This is a genomic window from Pseudomonas sp. Z4-7, from assembly GCF_051131965.1.
Lineage (GTDB): Bacteria > Pseudomonadota > Gammaproteobacteria > Pseudomonadales > Pseudomonadaceae > Aquipseudomonas.
Map to the genome: position 1 here is coordinate 2,749,349 of NZ_CP071642.1, position 24,556 is coordinate 2,773,904.

Here is a 24,556-nt window from a genome sequence, read left to right on the forward strand (position 1 = left end):
TGGATAGCGATGAAGCAGGACAAAACCCAGGTTGTCATCGTGGGCGGCGGCCCGAACGGGATCACGGCGGCGCATTACATGGGGCTGTACGGCATCGACTGCATCGTCCTCGAATTGGCCGAGGGCATCCTGCCGTATCCACGCGCGGTGGGCATGGACGATGAGGCGCTGCGCGTGCTGCAAGGCATCGGCATCGCGGAGTTGGCGGCGCGGGACATGATCTGCAACGTGCCCCTGCGTTACTACAACGCACGCGGTGTGTGCTTTGCCGAGGTCAAGCCGAGCACGGCCCATTATGGCTGGCCGATGCGCAACATTTTCATGCAGCAATTGCTTGAAGGGACCTTGCGTGAGCAGTTGGGCAGGCACCGGGGTGTCGAGTTGCGCCAAGGCCACGAAATGCTCGACCTGGAGCAGGATGAAGCGGGCGTGACCTTGCAGGTGCGCGACGCCCAGGGTGAGCTGTATCAGTTGAGCGCACAGTACGTGATCGGTGCCGACGGCGGCCGCTCTAGCGTGCGCAAGAAACTCGGTATCGAGCTGCTGGGGCTGACCCACCCGCGCAAATGGGTAGTGGTCGACACGGCCAACGACACCCTGGATGCGCCATACACAGCCCTGCATGCCGATCCCCAGCGGCCCTTCGTGTGCATCTATTTGCCGTACCAGCAACGACGTTGGGAATTCATGCTGCTGGAAGGCGAGGACGAGGCCCGCATGTGCGAAGAAACAACGATCCGACAGCTGATCCGTGGCCATATCGGCGATGCGGTCGATCAGCTGGAGATCATCCGGATCCGCGCCTACACCCACAACTCGCGAGTGGCGGCGCGGTTTGTCGCCGGCCGCGTGGCGCTGGTGGGCGATGCGGCGCACATTTCTCCGCCCTGGGCCGGGCAGGGACTCAACTCGGGCCTGCGTGACGTGGTCAACGTGGCGTGGAAACTGGCGGCGATCCTCCAGGGCCGGGCATCATCGGCGATACTCGCCAGTTACGACCAGGAGCGCCGCGGCCATGCGACGGACCTCATCGCGCTGGCCGATAACATGGGCGCGGTCCTCGGCCTGACCAACCCACTGATGGCCGGCGTGCGTGACTGGTTGTTCCAGGCAGTGAACAGCGTCGACAACCTTCGCTCGCACTTGCTGGAGTTCAAGTTCAAACCCAAGGCGACCATCACCAAGGGCCTGGTCTACCACGAGCGCGCCGAGCTGCACGAGGATGACCTGGTCGGGCAGCTATTCATCCAGCCGTCGATCGAAGATGCCCAAGGGCAGCGTCGACAGCTGGATGAGGTGCTGGGGCATTCCTACGCGGTGCTCGGTTATCGGGTCAATCCGGCCGCGCACCTGGGCGAAGAAACCGCGGCCTGGTGGGCGCGCTGGGAGACGCGCTTCATCCAGATCAATCGTTCGCGCAGTGGCGTGGGGCGCAATCAGCCCTTGGCGGCCGAAGGCGCCATATGCATTGAAGACGTTGATAACCGTCTGGGCGAGTGGTTTGCCAGGGTGCGCGATTGCGTCGTGGTGGTGCGGCCGGATCGGTTTGTCGCGGCGATCACCACGCCCGAGCGGCTCGAAGGCGTGTTGCGCAAACTGGCGGAGCAACTGTCATGAGGCGTGAAGATGATGTGTTGGTCCGGCTTCACGATGCCGCGCAGGCGGTACATGCCTTGCCTTCATTGGAATCAAAGGCTTTCGATTTACCGAAGGGCTACGCCTTGCAGCGCGAGGCGTTGCGCCGACGCCAGGCCGGCGGTGAGCAGTTGAGCGGTTGGAAAGTCGCTTTCGCTGGCCGTGCGGCGCAGGAACGCTTCGGGCTCGATGAGCCGGTATTGGGCGGCTTGACCGATGCCATGGCCGTCGAGCCCGGCAGTGCGGTGGCGCTTGCACGGCTGATCCAGCCGAAGCTGGAAATCGAATTGGCGTTTGTCCTCGGGCGCGCGCTGGAGCCTGGTTTTCACAGCGACGATGACATCCTCGCCGCCGTGTCGGAGGTCGCGCCAGCATTCGAGATCGCCGATTGTCGCTGGCAGGGCTGGCGCTTTGGTGTCGGCGCGTTCCTGGCCGACAATGCCGCCGCGGGGCTGTACTGCCTGGGGCCACGGGTGGGTTTTGATCCCGACCGACTGTGCGAAGTGAACTATCGCCTGGTGTGTGACGGGGTGTCTTACGGCGAAGGTAACGTCCTGGCGCGTGAAGACACTCCGGTGGCGAATCTGTGCTGGCTGGTGCGGCGCTTGCTGGCCGACGGGCAGCGCGTCGAAGCGGGGCAGGTGGTGCTTTCCGGGTCTTTATTGGCGCCCCTGGATATCAAGGCCGCTGAATACCGCTTGCACATGCTTGGCATGGAACTGGCTTTGGTTTTCCAGCGATAAGAACAATTCTCTCAAGGACGCGATAAACCCCGTGGCGAGGGAGCTTGCTCCCGCTGGGCTGCGAAGCAGACCCCTTTTTGTGAGCGCTTCGCCCTGGAGCGCCAGCCCGGTCAAGCGGGAGCAAGCTCCCTCGCCACGGGGTTTATCGATTTCCTTGGATATCAGCATCGGGCAATGAGCGCAGGGCCACCGAGGAACAACGATCATGTTCGCCGAAGTTCGTACCTTCAATGATCCTCAACAGCACGCCGGTTCGATCCTCGGCTGGCATCAGGTCTATGACCAACTCGGCCGTGGCTGCCTTTCCAGCGAGCTGCGGCAGGTGTGCGCCGAGCGCTTCCAGATCTTCCAGGAGGTGCTGGACAAACGCGTGGTGCAGCGCGGTAGCGCGCCGAAAGGGCGCTTGTGCATTGCCCTGTCGCTGGGCAATGCGCCGGTGGTCCAAGGGCACCAGGTCGGCGCCCACAGCGTCGTGCTGTTGCGCGACGGCGAAGATTTCATCTTACACGCCCCGGAAGGCATGCATTTCTTCGCGGCCAATGTCGACACGGTGCGTTTTGCCAAGCTGGCGGCTTATGAGCTGGCGGACGAACAGCTCAAACGTCTGAAAAGCGTTTCGCAAATCAGCGTGGATGAAGCGGTGTTGTCGAGGGTCCAGCAGCAGATCCAACCGCTGTTTCGTCACCTTTTGGAACAAGCGGGCGCCGCCAATCCCACCGTGGAAAAAATCCTCGAAGACGTCCTGCTCAATGCTTTCCTCGATCTGTTCAGCCATGCCTCGGACGAGGTGCGTGGGCGTCGCGGCAACGTTGCCGTCAATGCCTACCTGGTCAAGCGCTGCCAGGAATTGGTCATGGCCAGCGCCGAAGTACCATTGAGCATCCTGGACCTGTGCGAACAATTGCGCGTGAGCCGCAGGACCCTGCAGAACAGCTTCCAGGCGGTTACCGGGATGCGTCCGGTGGAGTACTTGCGCAACCTGCGACTCAATGCGGTGCGTCGTCGTTTGATCAGCACCCGTGCGACCGCGCTGAATGTCAGCGAGATCGCCGTGGCGATGGGTTTTTTCCACCTGAGCCACTTCGCCACCCATTACCGGGCACTGTTTGGTGAGTCGCCTTCGGACACACCCCGGGCACCGGCTTGATGGGCTGCGGTGTTACCAAACCATCCCCCCTGCACCCATAAAAGGCGGCCGCTGAGCTGTTTGGTAGCACACCGGGTGCGACCCAGCCTGTAGCGCGCCCGTCGTTTCCTCGACAACTTCCTCAAAATCAATCCCTTGCACAGCCAACGGTTCGCTTGGCACGCATTCTGCTTTTGTGAATACATGGATAATTGGATACAAAAATGCAGAAGGTGCTGCCATGCAGTTTGCCCCGACCTACGCTGAACGTCCGCCCATCACTGCCGAGGAGGAAGCCTACAACTTTTTGCTCGAAGCCATTTGCGGCGGGCGCCTGCGCAAAGGCGACCGGCTGATCGCCGAGGACATCGCCAACGAGATCGGCATGAGCCGCATGCCGGTGCGCGAGGCCTTCCGGCGTCTGGATGCCCAGGGCCTGGTGACCCTGCGGCCCAATCGCGGCGCGGTGGTCAGTGGCCTGGACATTGACGAACTGCACGAAGTCTTCGAAATGCGCAGCGCACTGGAAGGCCTGGCGGTCCGCGTTGCCACGGCGAAAATCGGCGAGCGTCAATTGGCCGCCCTGGAACGCCTGCTGGACGAGATGGACGATTACCGCGAAGAGAGCGCCGAGTGGGTCAGCCGCCATCGCGCGTTCCATGAATATCTATGCAGCCTCAGCGGTCGGCCGCGCTTGTTGAAGCAGATCAGCGCGCTTTATTCGCTGATCGAAGCGCCGATGCGCCTGTGGCTGCAGCACGTGGAAAAGCCCCTGAGTGCGCGCCAGGAGCACACGCTGATCCTCGATGCCCTGCGTGCGGGCGATGCCGCAAAGGCCGAGGCGGTGGTGCGTGCGCACATCGAGGGCACCGTTCCTGAATTGATCGAGTTTCTGCAATCGAAAAAATAACGAGAGCAGGCTTTAAGCCTGCCCCGTGTTTTGACTTTGAGTACTGCCGTCATTTACTGAACTGGAGTGTCTGGTCATGCATAAGCCTCGCCTGTTGGTCGCCGCTTTATCCTTGGGATTGTGTGCTCAGTGGGCGCTAGCCGCGCCCGTTGTCCCGGATCGCTTGCTCAAGGTCGATAAACTCGTCTATTGCTCGGGCATGGATTCGCCACCGCTGGTGTCCTTCGATGCGGCGCAGAAACCCAAGGGACTGACCGTGGACCTGGGGCTGGAAATCGCCAAGCGCCTGGGCGACAAGAAGGTCGAATGGCGGGTCATTCCGTTTTCCGGTTTGCTGCCGGCACTGTTGGCCCAGCAGTGCGACATGATCGTCGACCAGCTGTTCGACAAGCCCGAGCGCCGCGAGGTGATCGACATCGTCAACTACATGTATTCGAGCCAGGCGGTGGTGGTGCCCAAGGGCAATCCGAAGGGCCTCAAGACGCTCAAGGACCTCTCCGGACACAAGGTCGCGGTGCTCAACGGCTCCACCATCAAGACCCTGCTCGACGCCGAGAATGAAAGCCTGTCCAAGGCCGGCAAGCCGCCCATGAAACTGGTGGTCTACAACTCCGACACTGATGCCTTCCAAGCGCTGCGCATCAGCCAGGTCGACGCCTACGGCACCACCGTGGAAACCGCCGGTTACTACGCCACCATGGCCCCTGACCTGTTCGAGGAAGGCGTGCCGGCCTTCAGCCGGATTCTCACCGGGCTGGGTATGCGCAAGGACGATCCGCAACTGACCGCCGCCGTGCAGCAGGTGATCGGCGATATGCGCAGCGATGGCAGCTACAGCCAACTGCTCGGCAAATGGCATGTCTCCAGTGACACCCTTGATTGAGGCGAACCGTCGATGAATTTCAATTGGGATGTGTTCTGGCAGTACCTGTTGCAGCCCAGTGAGGTGTACCTCACCGGGCTGTGGCTGACCTGCCTGATCAGCGTGCTGGCGATGCTGCTCGGCTGTGTCCTGGGGCTGGCGGCCGCGCTGCTGCGGTTGTCGAAGAACCCGTTGCTGCACCTGCCGGTGCGCTTCTACGTGTGGCTGATGCGCGGTACGCCATTGCTGGTGCAGATCGTCTTTCTCTACACCGCGCTGGCCGCTGGCGGGATTTTCCGCTTCGAAGACATCGACCTGTTTGGGCTGGTGATTCCCGGCAATATCCAGGCGGCGATCATCGCCCTGGGCCTCAACGAGGGCGCCTACATGGCCGAGATCATTCGCGCCGGCATCGGTGCGGTGGACAAGGGCCAATACGAGGCCGGACGTTCCCTGGGCATGACCTTCGCCAAGCTGATGCGCCGCATTGTCTTGCCCCAGGCGTTCCGGGTCATCGTTCCGCCGCTGGGCAACGAGTTCAACGTGATGCTCAAGAACACCACGCTGGTCAGCGTGATCGGCGTGCAGGAACTGCTGCTCAGTACCCAGATGGTCACGTCGGCGACGTTCCGGGTGTTCGAGCTGTACCTGGTGGTGGCGATCTATTTCCTGCTGCTGACCACGCTGTGGGGCTTTTTCCAGCGCTGGCTGGAGGGCCGTTTCGGCCAGTCGGACCGGCCGTCGTCACCGCCGCCGGCGTCGCTGCGGATGTTTGGTCGCAGCACCTTGAACCTGCTGAGGGCACGTTGACCATGGCGCACAAGAGTGAAGAGCTGATCATCGAGGCGCTGGACGTGCACAAGTCCTTCGGTGAGTTGCAGATTCTCAAGGGCATCTCGCTGCAGGTGCGGCGCGGTGAAGTGGTGGTGCTGATCGGCGCGTCAGGCTCCGGCAAGACCACCTTCATCCGTTGCATCAATCTGCTGGAAGACATCCAGGGCGGACGCATTCGCGTCAATGGCCAGGCCATGGGTTACCGCGAGCGGGCCGACGGCAGCCTGGTGCGTGAGTCGGAGCGCAACATCGCCCGCCAGCGAAGGGACATCGGCATGGTGTTCCAGCGCTTCAATCTGTTCCCCCACATGACCGCCCTGGAGAACATCATCGAGGCGCCGATCCAGGTGCTCGGCGTGCCTCGCGCCGCTGCGCTGGAACAGGCTCGCGGCTTGCTGGAGCGGGTCGGCCTGGCGGACAAGGCCGATCACTACCCGTCGATGCTTTCCGGCGGTCAGCAGCAGCGGGTGGCGATTGCCCGCGCGCTGGCGATGAAACCCCAGGCCATGCTGTTCGACGAACCGACCAGCGCCCTCGACCCGGAAACCGTTGGCGAGGTCCTGCAGGTGATGAAGGAGTTGGCCGAGGAGGGCATGACCATGGTCGTAGTGACTCACGAAATGGGCTTCGCCCGGGAAGTGGCCGACCGTGTGGTGGTCCTGGACCAGGGCGAGCTGATCGAGCAAGGGCCGCCGGAGCAGATTTTCTGTCACCCCATCCACCCGCGCACCCGGGCCTTTCTCAGTCGCGTGCTGTGACCTTTCCCCGGCCATGAATTCCCCGTATTGAAGAGCCTTTGCCATGTTGAAATTTTCTGCCCACGAATACCCATATCCGTCGCAGCGCCAGAGCGTTTTTGCCCGTCGCGGCATGGTCGCCGCGTCCCAGCCCCTGGCGGCCCAGGCCGGCATCGAGATCATGCAAAAAGGCGGCAACGCCATCGACGCCGCCATCGCCACGGCGGCGGCGCTGACGGTGGTGGAGCCCACCGGCTGCGGTATCGGCGGCGACGCCTTCGCGTTGGTCTGGTGCAAGGGCCAGTTGCATGGGCTCAACGGCAACGGCCATGCACCGGCGGCCTTGAGCATCGAGGCGGTCAGGGCGGCCGGCCATGAACAGATGCCGGTGTATGGCTGGACACCCGTCACCGTTCCCGGCTGCCCGTCGGCCTGGGCCGAGCTGTCTCGGCGCTTCGGCAAGCTGCCTTTTGCCGAGTTGCTGCAACCGGCGATCAGCCTGGCGCGGGACGGTTTTGTAGTGTCGCCGGTGGTTGCCCATCAATGGCAGGTCGCGGTGAACGAGCTCACGCCTCATCGCGATCCGGTCCTGAAGGCCTGGTTCGATACCTTTCTCATCGAAGGTCGCGCGCCACGGGCCGGGGAGATTTTCCGCAACCCGGCCCAGGCCCGCACGCTCCAGGAACTGGCCGCCACGTGCTGCGAAAGCCTCTATCGCGGCGCATTGGCCGAGCGCCTGGATGCCCATTCCCGAGCCAGCGGCGGCTACCTGCGCGCCTCGGACCTGAGGGATTATCGCGCCCAGTGGGTCGACCCCATCCACGTCAATTACCGTGGCGTCGATGTCTGGGAGATCCCACCGAGCGGGCAGGGCCTGGTGGCCTTGATGGCGTTGAAAATACTTGAAGGCTTCGACTTCGATCACCGTGACAGCCAACAGACCTGGCATCGCCAGTTGGAGGCGATGAAGCTCGCCTACAGCGACGGCCTGCACCACATCACCGACCCCCTGCACATGCGCGTGGCGGTGGCCGATTTGCTCAGTGATGACTACAGCGCCCGCCGTCGCGGACAGATCGGCGAGCAGGCCCAACCGCCGAAGCCCGGCGATCCCCACGCCAGCGGCACGGTGTACCTGGCGACCGCAGACGGCGAGGGCAATATGGTCTCGTTCATCCAGAGCAACTACCACGGGTTCGGCTCCGGCGTGGTGCTGCCCGACAGCGGAATCGCCCTGCAGAATCGCGGCCAGGAGTTCAGCCTCGATCCGACTCACGCGAACTGCCTGGCCCCCGGCAAGAAGACCTTCCACACCATCATTCCCGGATTCCTCACCCGCGATGGCCAGCCCCTCGGCCCCTTCGGCGTAATGGGCGGCTACATGCAACCCCAGGGACATGTGCAAATGGTCATGAACCTGGTGGATTTCGGCCTGAACCCGCAAGCGGCCCTGGATGCGCCGCGCTGGCAGTGGCTGGGCGAGATGAAGGTCGGCATCGAGCAGGGCGCTTCACGGGACCTGATCAATGCCCTGGCACGCCGCGGCCACGAGGTCCAGGTCGCCAGCGACCTGACCGATTACGGGCGCGGCCAGATCATCCTGCGCGATCCGGTCACTGGCGTCTTGTGTGGCGGGACCGAACCGCGGGCGGATTCGCATATCGCGGTCTGGTAGCCGCTGCAGAGGGCGTTACCCAACACCACCGCCGGCCTGCTCTTGAATCAGTTCGGCCAAGGTCGCGACGGGGTCGGCAAGGCTCTGTCGCGAGCGATGGATGAGGCCGATATCGCGGTGAAAGGTGTGCTGGCCCAAGTCGAGCGCCCGCACACCTTTCGGCCATGGCTGATGGGCCGATGTCTGCGGCACCAGGGCGATACCGACGCCTTTTTCCACCAGTTTGATGATCGCGTCCAGTTCATCCAGCTCGCACACTTCGCGCAAGGTGAAGTGCATCTGCCGCAGGAAACGGTCGACCTGCCTGCCACCGAAGGACGACCGGTCATAGCGGATGAAAGGTTGGCTGGACAGCAGCGTCGACCAGTCCTCGCCGAGCATTCCACGCGGGACGATCAACCGGTAGGGCTCAAGCGCCAGGGTCGTCCAGCGCAGGTCGCTTTGCAGCGAGAACGGCGGGCGGATCATCACCGCCAGATCGATTTCGCCGGCGTCCACCAGGTTGATCAGCTCGACCGACAGGCCCGGCACCACACGCGTGCGACATTGCGGACATTGCTGGTGGAACCTGGCGAGGGCGTCCGGCAGGTAGGAGCGCTGGACGGAGGCGATCGCGCCGATGTTCACGAGTACGCTGGGAGGAAGCCCGGGCGTCGTGGAGCCGAGATTCTCGTAAAGGCGAATCAGCTCCTGGGCTTGCAGGAGTATCTGCTGGCCCCGCTTGTTGAGGTGGGCCGAGCGTCCCTTGCGGTCGAACAGCTCGAAGCCCAGTTCGGCTTCCAGACGCTGGATCTGCGCGCTGACCGCCGCCTGGGTGAGGCCGATCCTGTGCCCGGCGGCGGCAAAGGTGCCTTCGCGCGCCACGGCGATGAGGGTCTTGAGTTCTTTGATCATTGATCAACATTAGTTGTGTTTCTAAGAAATTTATATTGATTTTTTTGTTGTGCGTGCGCGCCTAGGATGGGCTGCACGCGCCGTTGCGTATCCCGATAGATAAACGTCCTTGGAGTCCCGATGAGCCTCTCACCTTTCCACCTTGCGATTCCGGTGTATGACCTGGCGGCAGCCCGCACTTTTTATGGACAAGTCTTTGGGTTGGAGGAGGGTCGTTCAAGCGAGCAGTGGGTCGATTTCAATTTCTATGGGCATCAACTGGTGATTCACGAGCATCCCAAGACCGCGTCCCAGGAAAGCGTGCACAGCAACGCAGTGGACGGCCACGACGTGCCGGTGCCGCACTTCGGCGTCGTGTTGGGCTGGGCGGAATGGGAAGCACTGGCCGAGCGATTGAAGTCGTTTGGTACCGAATTCGTGATCGAACCCTACGTGCGCTTCAAGGGCCAGGTCGGCGAGCAGGCGACGATGTTCCTGTTCGATCCATGCGGCAATGCGCTGGAGTTCAAGGCGTTCAAGGACATGAGCCAGTTGTTCGCGAAATAACGGTTGGGCGTTAAAGACGTAGAAGCAAGCTGAATGCAAGGCTGAACACTTACTATCCCTGTGGGAGCGAGCTTGCTCGCGAAAGCGGAGGGTCAGCTTGCAGTGATGTTGGATGTGCTGACGTCTTCGCGAGCAGGCTCGCTCCCACAGGTATGCGGTTCACTTAAGAACAACGGTGTATCTGTGGCGAGGGAGCTTGCTCCCGCTGGGTCGCGAAGCGGCCCCAAAACCTGCCGCATGGGGAGCATCAGGCACACCGCACCTGCCGGTTCACGACTGCTTCGCAGCCGAGCGGGAGCAAGCTCCCTCGCCACGGGTTCGACGGCGATCAGCGCCCATGCCAACCCAACTGGCTCGAAATCTGCTGCGTCGCCTGCATCAGTTGCTTGACGTAGTCCTGCTTCAACTCTTCCCGGAAGCGAAAGCACGGGAATGAAACGCTCATCCCGCCAATCACATGGCCGAAACGGTCGCGGATCGGTGCGGCCAGGCAGCGCATGTTGTCTTCGAATTCTTCGTGATCCTCGGCATAGCCCTGCTGGCGCACAATCTCCAACTCCTGCAGATACGCCTCGACACTGGTCAAGGTATTGGCCGTACGGCGCTCGAAGCTTTCCTGCGCGAGGTGCGCGAGCAGCTCTTCCTCTTCCAGCCACGCCATCAGCACCTTGCCGATGCCGGTGCAGTACAACGGCGCCCGCCGGCCGATGCGCGAGTACATGCGCAGGTTGTATTTGGAGTCGATCTTGTGCACGTAGACGATGCTGCCTTCGTCAAGGATCCCCAGGTGCACGGTCTCGCCGGTCAACTCGTTGATCCGGCGCATCCCCGGCTCCGCTTCGCGAACGATGTCCAGATGGGGCAGGGCCTGGGCGCCCAGTTCGAACAGCCGGACGCTGAGGCGATAACGGTCTTCGGCATCCTGCACCACATACCCGCGAGCCTTGAGTGACTGCAGGAAGCGATAAACCGTGGCCTTGGACATGTCCAGTTTGGTGGCGATTTCCGACACGCCGCTTTCTTCCGGATGCTCGGCCAGGGCTTCGAGCACGGCCATGGTCCGGCCAACCGCCGACACCAGATCGTTGTTGGGAATGACGCTGTTGTCCATGAAGGCTCCAACGTGAAAGTAAAACCCAAGGATATACGCAAGCAGAACAAAACGCTGTTTCATTTTTGCTTGACGAGGCCGGAAATCTGACTAGACTCGGGCCTTGAGATAAAAATGAAACGCCGTTTTAAAAACAAGAAAGGCGCGTAGTGATGGATTTGACACTCAACCATGGCCCGGACACCCGCTTCCCCCGACCGCTGAAGGTCGCGTTGGTGGGGGAGTGCATGATCGAGGTGCGCGGCGGGCCGGATGCCGAGATCACGCAGACCTTCGGTGGCGATACGCTTAACACCGCGGTCTACCTGGCCCGATTGAATCCACGTGGCGCTGTCGCCGTGGACTACATGACCGCGGTGGGCAACGACGCATTCAGCGCGGCCATGCGCCAGTCCTGGCTGGACGAAGGCATTGGCGATGCGCATGTCCGGGTGATTGAAGACGCGCTGCCGGGGTTGTACTTCATCCAGACCGATCCACACGGCGAGCGGCGGTTCCTCTACTGGCGCGGGGAAGCGGCGGCGCGGCGCATGTTCGAAGGCGCCGAGGCCGAGGCCGTGCTCGCTGCGCTGGCCGATTACGACTATGTCTACCTGAGCGGCATCACCCTGGCGATCCTCCTGCCGGAGGGGCGCGAGCGCCTGATCCATGCCTTGCACCGGGCTCGCCGGGCGGGCACGCGTATCGTCTTCGATAACAACTACCGTCCCCACCTTTGGCCCGACCCTGAAACGGCTCGGCAGGCCTATCGCGATCTGCTGCACCTGAGCGACCTGGCGCTGGTGACTTGGGAAGATGACGCGAGCCTGTTCGGCTACCACGATCCTGATGCCTTGTTCAGCGCCTACGCCGAGGCGGGAGTCCGCGAAGTCGCCCTCAAGCGTGGCGCGGCCAGTTGCCTGATCCAGTGTCCCGCGGGGCGTTTCGAAGTGCCCGCGCAGACCGTCGCGCAGGTCATCGACACCACCGCTGCCGGTGATTCGTTCAACGCTGCGTACCTGGCCTGCCATCTGCGCGGCGGTGATCCGCAGCAGGCCGCCCGCTGGGGCCATCGCCTGGCTGCCGAGGTCGTCCAGTACCGGGGCGCGCTGATTCCGCAGGCGGCCATGCCGAGCATGGGCACGTCCTCATTTCCTTTTGTCGAACAGGTCTGACTTATGAAAATCGTTGAAGCGCGTGTCATCGTTACCTGCCCGGGGCGCAACCTGGTCACGTTGAAGATTGTCACCGAGGAAGGCATCTACGGCATTGGCGACGCAACGCTCAATGGCCGCGAACTGGCCGTCGTCGCCTACCTGGAAGAGCACGTTCTTCCCGCGTTGATCGGCCGTGATGCCCATCGCATCGAGGACATCTGGCAGTACCTCTATCGCGGCGCTTACTGGCGTCGGGGGCCGGTGACCATGACGGCCATCGCCGCCGTCGACGTGGCGCTCTGGGACATCAAGGCCAAGGCCGCGAACATGCCGCTGTACCAATTGCTCGGCGGTAAGAGCCGTGAGCGGGTGATGGTCTACGGGCACGCCACCGGCAAGGACATCGAAGGCTGCCTGGACGAAGTCGCCCGTCACGTCGAGCTGGGCTACAAGGCCGTGCGGGTGCAATGCGGAGTCCCGGGCATTGCCACGACGTACGGGGTCGCCAAACGCAGTGGCGAGCGTTATGAACCGGCCGACAGCGACCTCCCCGCGGAACACGTCTGGGACACCGCCAAATACCTCAACTATGTACCCAAGCTGTTCGCCGCCGTGCGCGAGCGTTTTGGCGATGACCTGCACATTCTCCACGACGTGCATCATCGCCTGACGCCCATCGAGGCCGGGCGCCTGGGCAAGGCCGTGGAACCGTACAACCTGTTCTGGCTGGAAGACTGCACGCCGGCGGAAAACCAGCAGAGCTTCCGCCTGATCCGCCAGCACACCACCACGCCGCTGGCGGTGGGCGAGGTGTTCAACTCGATCCATGACTGCCGCGAGCTGATCCAGGAACAGTTGATCGACTACATCCGCACGACGCTGGTGCATGCCGGCGGCATTACCCACGTGCGGCGAATTGCCGATTTCGCCGCGCTGTTCCAGGTGCGTACCGGTTTTCACGGGGCCACCGACCTGTCACCGGTGTGCATGGGCGCGGCCCTGCATTTCGATACGTGGGTGCCGAACTTCGGCATCCAGGAACACATGCCTCACGAAGACCGCATCGATGAGGTCTTCCCTCATGCGTATCGCTTCGAGGACGGCCATTTCACCCCGGGCGAAACGCCAGGGCATGGCGTCGATATCGATGAAGAGCTTGCCCGCCAATACCCCTACAAACGCGCCAGCTTGCCGGTCAACCGTCTTGAAGACGGCACGCTGTGGCATTGGTGAAACGGTTTCAACCCATTCAAGGAAACGGGACGAATGTCCCGCCAGGAGTCTTCCGATGAAAGCGTTCCAGGTAAGAGCACCCTTCGAGTTCGGCCTGGCCCAGGTCGACCGCCCCGAGGTCGCTCGTGGCGAGGTGCTGGTCGATGTGGCGTATGCCGGCATCTGTGGCTCGGACATGCACATCATTCACGGGCAGAACGCATTCGTGCGTTTCCCCAGGGTCACCGGCCATGAATTCTCCGGAGTGATCCGGCAGGTCGGTGAAGGTGTCGAGCACCTCCAGACAGGCGACCGGGTGTGCATCGATCCGGTGATCAGTTGCGGCACCTGTTATCCCTGCCGCATTGGGCGGCCGAACGTCTGCACGCGGCTGCAAGTGATCGGCGTGCACCGTGACGGCGGCTTCAGCGAGCAGGTCTGCGTCCCGGCCGAGAACGCTCACCGCTTGCCCGATTTGATGTCCCTCAGCCACGGCGCCCTGGTGGAGCCTTATTCCATTGCCCTGAACGTGCTCGATCGGATGCAGCCGCAGCCGGGTGACAGCGTGTTGATCTACGGCGCCGGGGTGATCGGCCTGACCCTGGTGCAAATGGCCCGGGCGCTGGGAATGACCGACATCACCGTGACCGATGTCATTGACAGCCGCCTGGAGACAGCGCGTGCGCTGGGCGCCAGTCGGACCCTCAACGGACAGCAAGTCGATGTCGAAGCGCTGATGCGTGAGCACACCCAGGGCGAGGGCGTGCCGTTGATCGTCGACGCTGCCTGCATTCCGGCGCTGATGCCGCAGATGGTGCGCCTGGCCTCGCCGGCCGGGCGCATCGGATTGCTCGGCTTCAATGCCACGCCCAGCGATCTGGTGCAGTTGGAGATGATCAAGAAGGAATTGACTCTGGTCGGTTCCAGGCTCAACAACCGCAAGTTCCCCCAGGTGATCGAACTGATCGCCAGCGGCAAATTGCAGGTCCAGGACCTGATCAGCCATCGCGTCAGCTTCGATGAAATGCCCGGCGCCATCGACCTGATCGAGAAGCACCCCGAGCAAACCCGAAAAGTCCTGGTGGAGCTGACGAGCGCCCTTCACTGAGCCGTCTGCATCACCGGTTTCATCGTGCCTGTCATGGGCACCCTCACCGAATAAACACAACAAGCGGGAGGTTCCACCATGTTTGGTCAAGGACGTAGCTTAATCATCATCATGCTGTTCCTGGCCGGGGTGATCAATTACCTCGACCGGTCGGCATTGTCTGTGGCGGCGCCGTTCATCCAGAAAGACTACGGTCTGAGTACGGGTGAGATGGGCATGATCTTCAGCAGCTTTTTCGTCGGTTATGCCGCCTTCAACTTCATCGGTGGCTGGGCCGCCGACCGTTATGGCGCGAAGACCACGTTGCTGCTGGCCATGGTCCTGTGGTCGTTATTCAGCGGCCTCACGGTGCTGACGGTGGGCTTCGCGTCGCTGGTGCTCATCCGGATCCTGTTCGGCATGGGCGAAGGTCCGCTGAGCGTCACTACCAGCAAGATGGTGAACAACTGGTACACCCCCAAGCGCCGGGCGCGAGCCCTCGGCGCCTCGATGTCCGGCACGCCGCTGGGCGGGGCGATTTCCGGTCCGGTGGTGGGCTTCATTGCGGTCACCTACGGCTGGAAGGTGTCGTTCATCATCATCATGCTGGTCGGCCTGATCTGGGCCGCAATCTGGTACAAGTTCGTCAAGGAGAAGCCCGAGGGCGAGGGCGCCGAGGATATCCTGCGGGCGGAGGGGCAGAGCGAGCTGGCGTCGCAACCGGTATTCCCGCTGCGGTTCTACCTCAAGCAGCCGACGGTGCTGTTCACCTCCCTGGCGTTCTTTTCCTATAACTACACGCTGTTCTTCTTCCTGACCTGGTTCCCCAGTTATCTCACCATGGCCCACGGCCTGAACGTCAAGGACATGAGCATCGCCACGGTCATCCCCTGGCTGCTGGGGTTCCTGGGTCTGGCATTGGGTGGGTTCATTTCCGACTTCGTGTTCAAGAAGACCGGGCGGATCATGTTCTCGCGCAAAGTCGTGCTGGTGACTTGCCTATTGGCCTGCGCCGGTTGCATCGGCGTCGCCGGGGTGGTGAAGACGCTATATCCGGCCGTGATCCTGGTGGCGCTGGCGGTGTTTTTCCTCTACCTCACCGGCGCGATCTATTGGGCGATCATCCAGGATACGGTGCCTGCGGCGCGTGTCGGCGGCGTCAGTGGCTTCATGCATTTCCTGGCCAACACCTCGGGCATCATCGGGCCGACCCTGACCGGGTTCATCGTCCAGTTCACCGGCTCGTTCACCAGCGCGTTCCTGCTGGCGGGCCTGCTGACTATCATCGGTGCGCTGTGCGTGGCGCGTTACGTCAAGCCGCTGGCGGTGGCAGGTGTCGCGCCGCAGGCCGATGCAGGCGTCCAGCCGCGTCCAGCCCTCGACCATCCCTGAAGGAGGATAGCCATGTCGCTCAACCAACGCGTTCCCGCCACCGGCCAGGCCCGCGAGATCGGCATCGTGCACCTGGGCCTGGGGGCCTTCCACCGGGCGCATCAGGCGGTGTACCTGCAACGCAATCTCAATCGCCACGGCGACAGCGACTGGGGCTTGTGCAGCGCCAACCTGCGCTCCAATCAAGCCTTGGTCGAGCAATTGCGCGAGCAGGACGGTCGTTACCATGTGGCGGAGTATCGTGACCGCGAGCAGGTGACGCTGCGGGAAATCGGGGTGTTGCGCGAGGCCTTGTATGCGGGCGAGGGCGGTCAGGAACTGGAGCAGTTGTTGCAACGCATGGCCGCGCCGCAGACGCGGATCGTCACGCTCACCGTCACTGAAAAAGGCTACTGCCTGAGCCCTTCTTCAGGGCAGTTGCGCCGTGAGGATCCGATAATTGCTCATGACATCGCTCATCCGCAGGCGCCGCGTTCGGCGCCCGGCATGGTCCTGGAAGCCCTGCGTCGTCGTCGCGCCGCGGGCGTCCCGGCGTTTACCGTATTGTGCTGTGACAACATGCCCGACAACGGCCAGCGCACCCGCCAGGCGGTAAGCGCATTGGCCGCGTTGCAGGATCAGGCGCTGGCGCAGTGGATCGAGCAACAGGTGGCATTTCCCAGCTCCATGGTCGACCGCATCGTGCCGGCGATGGACGAGGAGTCCTTCGCCCGGCTGGCGCAACAATTGGACTGTCACGACCGCGCCGCCGTGGTCTGTGAAAGCTTCAGCCAGTGGGTGATCGAGGACCACTTTCCCCTTGGCCGACCGGACTGGGAAGCCGAAGGCGTGCAGATGGTCGACGATGTGCGCCCGTTCGAAACCATGAAATTGCGCATGCTCAACGGCAGCCATTCGTTGCTGGCCTATGTGGGGCTGCTGGCCGGGCATGAGTCAGTCTTCGAGGCCGTCAGCGATGTAAGGCTGGCGCATTTTATCGAGCGCTACATGACCGAGGAAGCCGCGCCCACGCTGGACATGCCGGCAGGAATCGACCTGTTGGTTTACGGTCGCGACCTGCTGGCGCGCTTCGCCAACGACAGCCTGCAACACCGCTTGCGCCAGATTGCCATGGACGGTTCGCAAAAATTGCCGCAGCGCTGGTTGCTCGGCGCAGAGCAATTGCTCGACCAAGGGCGCGGCATCGACTGCACCGCGCTGGGAATTGCCGCCTGGATTCATTACTGCACGCAGCCGTTGCCCGGTCGACCGGCGCATGTGGTCGACGACCCGCTGAGCGCAACCTTTGCCGACGTTGCGGGGCGCTTCGACGGCGCATCGCGGGTCGATGCTTTTCTCGACCTTGAAGAGGTCTTCCCGCCGGCGCTGTCGGCTCGGGCCGTATTTCGCGATGCGGTGCACTGTGCCTACGCCGCCTTGACCCGCGATGGCGTGAACAGCCTGTTGCACACCTTTGCCGCACCCAACTGATAACAAGGAGAAGAACATGGAACAGACATGGCGTTGGTTTGGCCCCAAAGATCCGATTTCCCTGGCGGACGTTCGCCAGACCGGTGCGACCGGCATCGTCACCGCGTTGCACGAGATTCCCAATGGCCAGGTCTGGCCAGTGGACGCCATCGCGGCGCGCAAGGCGCTGATCGAAGCGGCCGGCTTGACCTGGTCGGTGGTGGAAAGCATTCCGGTGCACGAAGACATCAAGCGCGGCTGCGGACGTCGTGACGAGTACATCGCCAACTACCAGCAAAGCGTGCGTAACCTGGCGAGCTGCGGCATCGATATCGTCTGCTACAACTTCATGCCGGTGCTGGACTGGACCCGCACCGACCTGACGTATGAACTGGCGGATGGCGGTTGGGCCTTGCGCTTCGACCAGACTGCTTTCGCCGCCTTCGACCTGTTCATCCTCCAGCGGCCGGGAGCGCAAGACGAGTACAGCGCCGAGGATATCCAGCAGGCCAAGGCCTATTTCGAACAACTGTCGCCGGCCGGGCGCGAAGCTTTGGTCGATACCCTGATCGCGGGATTGCCCGGCGCCGAAGAACACTACAGCCTGGACAAATTCCGCGAGTTGCTGCGTACCTACGCCGACATCGACGAGGCCAGGTTGCGTGAGCACCTGGGGTATTTTTTGCGCGCGGTCATTCCGGTTGCGGAGGAGGTGGGCGTGCGCATGGCGATCCACCCGGACGACCCGCCCCGGGCATTGCTTGGGCTGCCGCGCATCCTTTCTACCGCCGAAGACGCTCAATGGTTGCTGGACGCCGCGCCAAGCCCGGCCAATGGCCTGACGTTCTGTACCGGCTCCTATGGCGTGCGCGAGGACAACGACCTGGTGGCGATGGCCAGGCACTTTGCGCCGTTCATCTACTTCACTCACCTGCGTTCGACCCGTCGGGAAGCCGATCCACGCAGCTTTCATGAAGCCCATCACCTGGCTGGAGACGTCGATATGGTCGGGGTCATCAGTGCCCTGGTGGCCGAAGAGCGCCGGCGCGAGCGCGAAGGCGGCCCGCGCTTGCCGCTGCGTCCAGATCATGGGCATCAGTTGCTCGACGACCAGCATCGCAAGAGCAATCCCGGCTACTCCCTGATCGGCCGCCTCAAGGGCCTGGCAGAAATCCGCGGCGTGGAACTGGCCGTGCGCCGACAACTGGACCAAACAGCACACTAAACCCAAGCAACACCCCGTGGCGAGGGAGCTTGCTCCCGCTGGGCTGCGTAGCAGCCCTGAACCCAGGCACCTCGGTGCATCAGGCAAATCGCGTTCAACCGGATTGGGGGCGCTGCGCACCCCAGCGGGAGCAAGCTCCCTCGCCACAAAAGCGGGTACCGGTAGGGAAACGAGGCAGGAGTGCAGACGCGTCGGTGCATACCATACCCAACTGCCTACACGAACCCGTGGCGAGGGAGCTTGCTCCCGCTGGGCTGCGCAGCAGCCCTGAAACAGACACGTCGGTGCATCAGGCAAATCGCATTCAACCGGTTTGGGGGGCGCTGCGCACCCCAGCGGGAGCAAGCTCCCTCGCCACAAAAGCGGGTACCGGTAGGGAAACGAGGCAGGAGTGCAGACGCGTCGGTGCATACCATACCCAACTGCCTACACGAACCCGTGGCGAGGGAGCTTGCTCCCGCTGGGCTGCGCAGCAGCCCTGAAACAGACACGTCGGTGCATCAGGCAAATCGCATTCAACCGGTTTGGGGGGCGCTGCGCACCCCAGCGGGAGCAAGCTCCCTCGCCACAAAAGCGGGTACCGGTAGGGAAACGAGGCAGGAGTGCAGACGCGTCGGTGCATACCATACCCAACTGCCTACACGAACCCGTGGCGAGGGAGCTTGCTCCCGCTGGGCTGCGCAGCAGCCCTGAAACAGACACCTCGGTGCATCAGGCAAATCGTATTCAACCGGATTGGGGGCGCTGCGCACCCCAGCGGGAGCAAGCTCCCTCGCCACAAAAGCGGGTACCGGTAGGGAAACGAGGCAGGAGTGCAGACGCGTCGGTGCATACCATACCCAACTGCCTACACGAACCCGTGGCGAGGGAGCTTGCTCCCGCTGGGCTGCGCAGCAGCCCCTGAAACAGGCACGTCGGTGCATCAGGCAAATCGTATTCAACCGGATTGGGGGCGCTGCGCACCCCAGCGGGAGCAAGCTCCCTCGCCACAAAAGCGGGTACCAGCATCAATCGAGGCAAGCGTCAGGACGCCGGGGCTTTTGTGGCGAGGGGATTTATCCCTGCTGGGCTGCGCAGCAGCCCCTGAAACAGACACCTCGGTGCATCAGGCAAATCGTATTCAACCGGATTGGGGGCGCTGCGCACCCCAGCGGGGATAAATCCCCTCGCCACAGGTTCCACCATGTCCCCGGACCAAATAGTTCTGTGTTCAGAGGATTGAATGTGTGGCCTAGTCGGCGGGGGCTTCAGGTTCGAGCGCCCGCAGCCAGCGGTTTTCCGAGCGGCTCAGGTGCTGGCGCATCGAGGTTTGTGCTCCGAGCACGTCCTTGGTGGACACGGCGTGCAGGATTGCTTCATGTTCAACGACTGCCGTCTCCCACGTCAGTGCGTTCTCCGCGTGTTTGCTCAGGTGCGCCGAAATTGGATTGTGACGTTCATCGAACAGAGCGGTGATGATCCGCACCAGGGCGGAGTTGCCGCTCATTTTCGCCAGGCGCTGATGAAATCTGCGGTCATCCTCCAACGGCGGCAGACCACTGGCGATGCTCGCGCGCATGGCATCGATGCATTCCTGCAGGTAGCGGTAGTCGCTTTTCTTGCCATGCAGACACGCCAGGATCACCGACTCGCCCTCGATCAAGGCACGAGCCTGCATGAGTTCCGAGGGACTCTCGCCCAAGGTCATGCTCGGTTTTTTTGCATCGCCGGACCTGGCCCGTACGTACACGCCGGAGCCCATCTTGATCTCGATGTCGCCGTCGATTTCCAGGGCGATCAGCGCCTCGCGAAGGGACGGCCTGGAAACCCCGAGAAGCTGGGTCAAATCGCGCTCGGGGGGAAGTCTTGCGCCCGTCTTGAATTCCCCCTCGGCAATGTAGTTACGCAGTTGATCAGCGATTTTCTGGTACGGCTTGCGTTCGGTGGCGTTGATCGGTGAGACCATGGGTGGGCGTCCATCTGAGAGTCCGCAAAGGCTACCATAGCCGCTTGATCGTGTTCATTCATGTGGGAAAGAGTGCAACGACTCACATCACCGCACCGATCTGCCAGGGCAGGAATTCGTTATCGCCCAGACCGTTTTCCTCGCTGCGGGTGCGGCTTCCGGAGGCGGTCTGCAGCATCACCCGGAACAACCGTTCACCGGCCTCGGCCACCGATTCCACACCGTCGACAATGCCACCGGCGTTGAAGTCCATGTCCAGCTCCATGTGATGGAACAGGCGGGTGTTGGTGGCGATCTTCAGGGAGGGCGTGGGCTTGCAGCCGTAGGTCGAGCCGCGACCCGTGGTGAAGCAGATGAGATTGGCGCCGCCCGCCACCTGACCGGTCGCGGACACCGGGTCGTAGCCGGGGGTGTCCATGAACACCAGGCCCCGGGTATCGATTTTTTCAGCGTAGTGATAGACCCCCATCAGCCCGGTCGAGCCGGCTTTTGCCACCGCGCCCAGGGATTTTTCCAGAATGGTGGTAATGCCTCCGGCCTTGTTGCCCGGTGATGGGTTGTTGTTCATGTCGCCGTCGTTGTGTTGCACATAGGTTTCCCACCAATGGATGCGCTCCATCAGTTTCGCCGAGATGTCGGCGGACGCGGCGCGGGCTGTCAGCAGGTGTTCAGCGCCGTAGATCTCCGGGGTTTCCGAGAGGATCGCGGTGCCGCCCTGTTGCACCAGCAGGTCCACGGCCGCGCCGAGCGCCGGATTGGCCGTGATGCCTGAATAGCCATCCGAGCCGCCACATTGCAGACCGACGCACAGGTGGCTGGCGGCTACGGTCGTGCGTCGGCATTGGTTGACGATGGGCAGCATCGCATCAATCGCGGCAATACCCCGTTGCACGGCTTCTCGGGTGCCGCCTTCGTCCTGAATGATCAGGCTGGCCTTGAGTGCAGCGCGGCGATCACCCAGTTCATCCATGAGCGGGGTGAGTTGGTTGACCTCGCAACCGAGGCCGATCAACAGCACCCCGGCAAAATTGGCGTGATCGGCATACCCACGCAAGGTGCGCTTGAGGATGTCGATGCCTTCACCCTTGGCCCCCATGCCACAGCCACTGCCATGGGTGATTGCGACGACGCCGTCGACGTTGGGGAAACCTTTCAGCCGCTCGGATGAAAAGGCCTTGGCGATGTGCTTGCAGACGGTCGCCGAGCAGTTGACGCTGGCAATCACGCCAATGTAGTTGCGCGTGCCGACGCGTCCATCGTCACGCAGATAACCTTCGAACGTAGCGCGGTGACTGCTCGGCAATGTGGGCACATAGACGTTCTGCACGCTGTGTTCGGCATTGGTCGCAGACATGTTCAGGTTGTGCACGTGGACGTGATCGCCGGGCTCTATGTCTCGGGTTGCCTGACCGATAGTCTGCCCGTATTTGAGTACCCGATGGCCGGCCGACACCGGGCGCAGGGCGACTTTATGACCGGATGGAATCGGTTGTCGGGCGGTCAGCGTGATGCCATCGGCGTTGAGGCTTTGACCTTCGGGAATGTCGCCCCGGGCTACGGCAACATCGTCACCGGACGCCAGGACAAGCAAGGTGGAAGCAGGCGGGTTCATACGGTGTCCTCCGTTGCCTAGCACTCGATGATTGCCTTGACCACACCCTGGTTGGGGTCGAGCAATGTGGAGAAGGAACGGGCCACGTCGCTCAGCAGCAACCGATGGGTGTTCAGGGCTGCATCGGGAATCAAGCCCTCGCGCAAACATTGCTCGACGTACTGGAAATCTTCCCGGGTGGCGTTGCGGCTGCCCATCAGCGTGGCTTCGCGCTTGTGGAATTCAGGATCGGAAAAAGTAATCGAGTCTCGTACCACCGAGATCATCACGTAGGTGCCACCGTGGGCGATGAATTCGAATCCGCGCTCCATCGCCCGGGCGTTGCCGGTGGCATCGAATACCACGTCGAAAAAATCGTCCCCGGTCAGTTCGGCCAAGGCCTGCTTGTCGCCTTCGCCGATGTGCACGGCCGCGTGGATATCCAGATGTTCCTTGCAGAACGCCAGGCGATCCTGGCGGGTATCCAGTACGGTGACTTTCGCCCCGCGCAGGCTCGCGAAAATCGCCGCCGCCATGCCGATCGGGCCGGTGCCGACCACCAGGGCGTGTTTGTCTGCCTGGACGTTCGAGCGACGTACGGCGTGGGCTCCGATGGAGAGAAATTCGATCATCGCCGCCTGGTCCAGGGAAACCCCCACGGCCTTGTGCACGAACTCCTGGGGAACGCTCAGGTATTGAGTGAAGGCGCCGTCGCAATGGACGCCCAGGACCTGGATGCGGGTGCAGCAGTTGGTCTTGCCTTGACGGCAGGCAACGCAAGTGCCGCAGGAGAGATAGGGCATCACGTAGACGACATCACCGACAGCCAGGTCGCTGGAGGCGTCGCTGGCTTCGACAATTCCGGAGAACTCATGACCCATGACGCGCGGGTACTCGAGGAAGGGCTGGTTGCCGCTGAAAATATGCAGATCGGTGCCGCAGACGCCGACACGCTTGACTCGAATCAGGACTTCACGCGGTTTCCTGACGGGCATTTCACGTTCGATGGCGGTTAGCGAGCCGGGTTCGTTACAGACAATAGTCAGCATGTTGATGCGCCTTGGCTGGCGCGCAGGCGGAGGCTGGCTGCACGCGGTAGGAGGGGAGTGAGCGCACGGCTGCCGGGACCGGGACGCTCTTTCTTGTTGTAGGCGCGCAGTGAGCTGCGCCGCTGATGTTGGCTCGAAACTACACGGCGAAAAAAATATTGGCAAGACCAATCAGATAAAAAGTAGATTGGACAGACCAATAAAATTGAAGCAGCGAGCTTGCTCGCGATAGCGATCTAGCGGCCTGGATAGATGTTGGATATGCCGCCGTCATCGCGAGCAAGCTCGCTCCCACAGGGATCTGAAGTGGCCTCGGGAACTATGCTCACTACATTCAACTGTGGGAGCGAGCTTGCTCGCGATGGGGCCGTCACATTCAACATCCCTGCTGGCTGCTACACCGCAATCTCGAGCGGGCTTCCCACAGGATCTGTGAATTAGTGCCCGTGAACCGTCACACGATTGCGTCCGGTCTTTTTCGACGTGTACAGCGCCTGGTCGGCCCGGGCGATCAGTTCGGCGTGGTCGTTGGCGGGCTGGCTCAGGTCGGCCACGCCCAGGCTGACGGTGAAACTTATGTCCTGGCCGTTGTACTGCACCAGCGACTCTTCAACTGCCTTGCGCAGGCGCTCGGCGAAAATCTGCCCGCCGGCCGAGTCGGTGTCCGAAAGCACCACGCCGAACTCTTCGCCGCCGTAACGCCCGGCGACGTCGGATTCGCGCACATGCTCGTGCAACAGTCGGGCGACTTGCTCGATGACCTTGTCGCCGGCCTGGTGACCGTAGGTGTCGTTGACCCGCTTGAAGTGATCGATGTCGAGCATCACCAGGCTCAGCGCATTGCCGTAGCGTTGATGGCGGGCGTAGGCGGCTTTCAGGCTGGCTTCCCAATGACCACGGTTGTACAAGCCGGTCAGGCGATCGGTGCTGGACAGCAGTTGCAGTTGTGCGTTGGCGGCCTGGATCTGGTGGCGGTTGGTGGCGACGTCGGTGACGTCGTAGATCACCAGGCAGATGTGATTGATCCGGTTGTCGGGCGAGCGCAGCGGCAGCAGCGTGGTGTTCTGGTACATGAACTCTTCCTGGCCGGTGATCGGCTGGTAGCTCTTGAACCGCATCAGGTACGGGCGCTGCTCCCAGACCGTGAATGCCGGCGTGCCGAGGGTCGCGACGCTCTCGACCTTGCGGCTGAACCAGGGGCGATCGATTTCAGGAAACAGGCTGAAGAAGTTGCGGTTCTGGGCATCCTTGGGCTGCACGCCGGAGCGGTTCTCCATGAAGGTGTTCCAGACTTGTACGCGGTACTCGCGGTCAAGTACCACCACGCCGACGTCGATGCTCTGAACGATGGCCAGCAACCAGTGGAATTCGTTCAGATCGATGGATTCGCTCATGGC

The 24,556-nt window shown here is 62.4% G+C and carries 21 protein-coding genes; 15 read left to right on the plus strand and 6 right to left on the minus strand.

Features of this window, described 5'->3' with window-relative positions; genetic code table 11:
- Positions 1-9 precede the first annotated feature (9 nt).
- The 8 genes from J3P91_RS12660 to J3P91_RS12695 all read left to right on the plus strand — a co-directional run bounded on the left by J3P91_RS12660 (position 10) and on the right by J3P91_RS12695 (position 8,522).
- Positions 10-1,617 carry a bifunctional 3-(3-hydroxy-phenyl)propionate/3-hydroxycinnamic acid hydroxylase gene (locus J3P91_RS12660; RefSeq protein ID WP_434604560.1) on the plus strand — a complete coding sequence of 536 codons (1,608 nt, stop codon included), beginning with the start codon at positions 10-12 and terminating at the stop codon, positions 1,615-1,617.
- A complete protein-coding gene (locus J3P91_RS12665; RefSeq protein WP_434604562.1) occupies positions 1,614-2,378 on the plus strand; it encodes a 2-keto-4-pentenoate hydratase in 765 nt (254 codons plus the stop codon). The genes J3P91_RS12660 and J3P91_RS12665 overlap by 4 nt, the downstream gene beginning before the upstream one ends.
- A gap of 205 nt (positions 2,379-2,583) precedes the next feature.
- Complete coding sequence (locus tag J3P91_RS12670) at positions 2,584-3,525, plus strand: helix-turn-helix domain-containing protein (protein WP_434604564.1); 942 nt, start codon at positions 2,584-2,586, stop codon at positions 3,523-3,525.
- A 220-nt stretch (positions 3,526-3,745) separates the two neighbouring features.
- Positions 3,746-4,414 (plus strand): GntR family transcriptional regulator, encoded by a 669-nt coding sequence (locus J3P91_RS12675; RefSeq protein WP_434604566.1) that lies wholly within the window; start codon positions 3,746-3,748, stop codon positions 4,412-4,414.
- Positions 4,415-4,490: 76 nt separating this feature from the next.
- Positions 4,491-5,297 (plus strand): ABC transporter substrate-binding protein, encoded by an 807-nt coding sequence (locus J3P91_RS12680; protein ID WP_434604568.1) that lies wholly within the window; start codon positions 4,491-4,493, stop codon positions 5,295-5,297.
- 12 nt (positions 5,298-5,309) lie between these two features.
- The gene (locus J3P91_RS12685) at positions 5,310-6,086 is read left to right on the plus strand and encodes an amino acid ABC transporter permease (protein ID WP_434568722.1); all 777 of its coding nucleotides are present in this window, start codon (positions 5,310-5,312) and stop codon (positions 6,084-6,086) included.
- Between the two features lie 2 nt (positions 6,087-6,088).
- Positions 6,089-6,868, plus strand: coding sequence for an amino acid ABC transporter ATP-binding protein (locus J3P91_RS12690; RefSeq protein ID WP_305495035.1), 780 nt, complete (start codon positions 6,089-6,091; stop codon positions 6,866-6,868).
- A 43-nt stretch (positions 6,869-6,911) separates the two neighbouring features.
- Complete coding sequence (locus tag J3P91_RS12695; RefSeq protein WP_434604570.1) at positions 6,912-8,522, plus strand: gamma-glutamyltransferase family protein; 1,611 nt, start codon at positions 6,912-6,914, stop codon at positions 8,520-8,522.
- Between the two features lie 15 nt (positions 8,523-8,537).
- Here J3P91_RS12695 and J3P91_RS12700 read toward each other — a convergent pair whose 3' ends face one another.
- Positions 8,538-9,416 carry a LysR substrate-binding domain-containing protein gene (locus J3P91_RS12700; RefSeq protein WP_434604572.1) on the minus strand — a complete coding sequence of 293 codons (879 nt, stop codon included), beginning with the start codon at positions 9,414-9,416 and terminating at the stop codon, positions 8,538-8,540.
- Between the two features lie 120 nt (positions 9,417-9,536).
- Here J3P91_RS12700 and J3P91_RS12705 point away from each other — a divergent pair, with 120 nt between their 5' ends.
- A complete protein-coding gene (locus tag J3P91_RS12705; RefSeq protein WP_434604573.1) occupies positions 9,537-9,962 on the plus strand; it encodes a VOC family protein in 426 nt (141 codons plus the stop codon).
- A 328-nt stretch (positions 9,963-10,290) separates the two neighbouring features.
- Here J3P91_RS12705 and kdgR read toward each other — a convergent pair whose 3' ends face one another.
- Complete coding sequence (gene kdgR, locus J3P91_RS12710; RefSeq protein WP_434604575.1) at positions 10,291-11,073, minus strand: DNA-binding transcriptional regulator KdgR; 783 nt, start codon at positions 11,071-11,073, stop codon at positions 10,291-10,293.
- A 152-nt stretch (positions 11,074-11,225) separates the two neighbouring features.
- Between kdgR and J3P91_RS12715 the strand changes: the two genes are divergently transcribed.
- The 6 genes from J3P91_RS12715 (at position 11,226) to uxuA (ending at position 18,574) form a co-directional block, all read left to right on the plus strand.
- A complete protein-coding gene (locus J3P91_RS12715; RefSeq protein ID WP_434604577.1) occupies positions 11,226-12,227 on the plus strand; it encodes a sugar kinase in 1,002 nt (333 codons plus the stop codon).
- 3 nt (positions 12,228-12,230) lie between these two features.
- The gene (gene manD, locus J3P91_RS12720; RefSeq protein ID WP_434604579.1) at positions 12,231-13,442 is read left to right on the plus strand and encodes a D-mannonate dehydratase ManD; all 1,212 of its coding nucleotides are present in this window, start codon (positions 12,231-12,233) and stop codon (positions 13,440-13,442) included.
- Between the two features lie 55 nt (positions 13,443-13,497).
- The gene (locus J3P91_RS12725; protein WP_434604581.1) at positions 13,498-14,529 is read left to right on the plus strand and encodes a Zn-dependent oxidoreductase; all 1,032 of its coding nucleotides are present in this window, start codon (positions 13,498-13,500) and stop codon (positions 14,527-14,529) included.
- Positions 14,530-14,607: 78 nt separating this feature from the next.
- Entirely contained in the window at positions 14,608-15,900 is a 1,293-nt protein-coding gene (locus tag J3P91_RS12730; protein WP_434568715.1) for an MFS transporter, read from the plus strand.
- Between the two features lie 12 nt (positions 15,901-15,912).
- Entirely contained in the window at positions 15,913-17,370 is a 1,458-nt protein-coding gene (locus tag J3P91_RS12735) for a mannitol dehydrogenase family protein (RefSeq protein ID WP_434604583.1), read from the plus strand.
- Between the two features lie 16 nt (positions 17,371-17,386).
- Positions 17,387-18,574, plus strand: coding sequence for a mannonate dehydratase (gene uxuA, locus J3P91_RS12740; protein ID WP_434604585.1), 1,188 nt, complete (start codon positions 17,387-17,389; stop codon positions 18,572-18,574).
- A 1,231-nt stretch (positions 18,575-19,805) separates the two neighbouring features.
- Here uxuA and J3P91_RS12745 read toward each other — a convergent pair.
- From J3P91_RS12745 to J3P91_RS12760, 4 genes are all read right to left on the minus strand, one after another.
- On the minus strand, positions 19,806-20,519 hold the full coding sequence (locus tag J3P91_RS12745; RefSeq protein ID WP_434604587.1) for a FadR/GntR family transcriptional regulator: 714 nt from the start codon (positions 20,517-20,519) through the stop codon (positions 19,806-19,808).
- A gap of 82 nt (positions 20,520-20,601) precedes the next feature.
- A complete protein-coding gene (locus J3P91_RS12750) occupies positions 20,602-22,131 on the minus strand; it encodes a UxaA family hydrolase (RefSeq protein WP_434604589.1) in 1,530 nt (509 codons plus the stop codon).
- A gap of 17 nt (positions 22,132-22,148) precedes the next feature.
- Positions 22,149-23,159: a zinc-binding alcohol dehydrogenase family protein gene (locus J3P91_RS12755; RefSeq protein ID WP_434604591.1), complete on the minus strand. Its 1,011-nt coding sequence runs from the start codon at positions 23,157-23,159 to the stop codon at positions 22,149-22,151.
- 437 nt (positions 23,160-23,596) lie between these two features.
- On the minus strand, positions 23,597-24,553 hold the full coding sequence (locus J3P91_RS12760) for a diguanylate cyclase (protein WP_434604593.1): 957 nt from the start codon (positions 24,551-24,553) through the stop codon (positions 23,597-23,599).
- Positions 24,554-24,556: the final 3 nt, after the last annotated feature.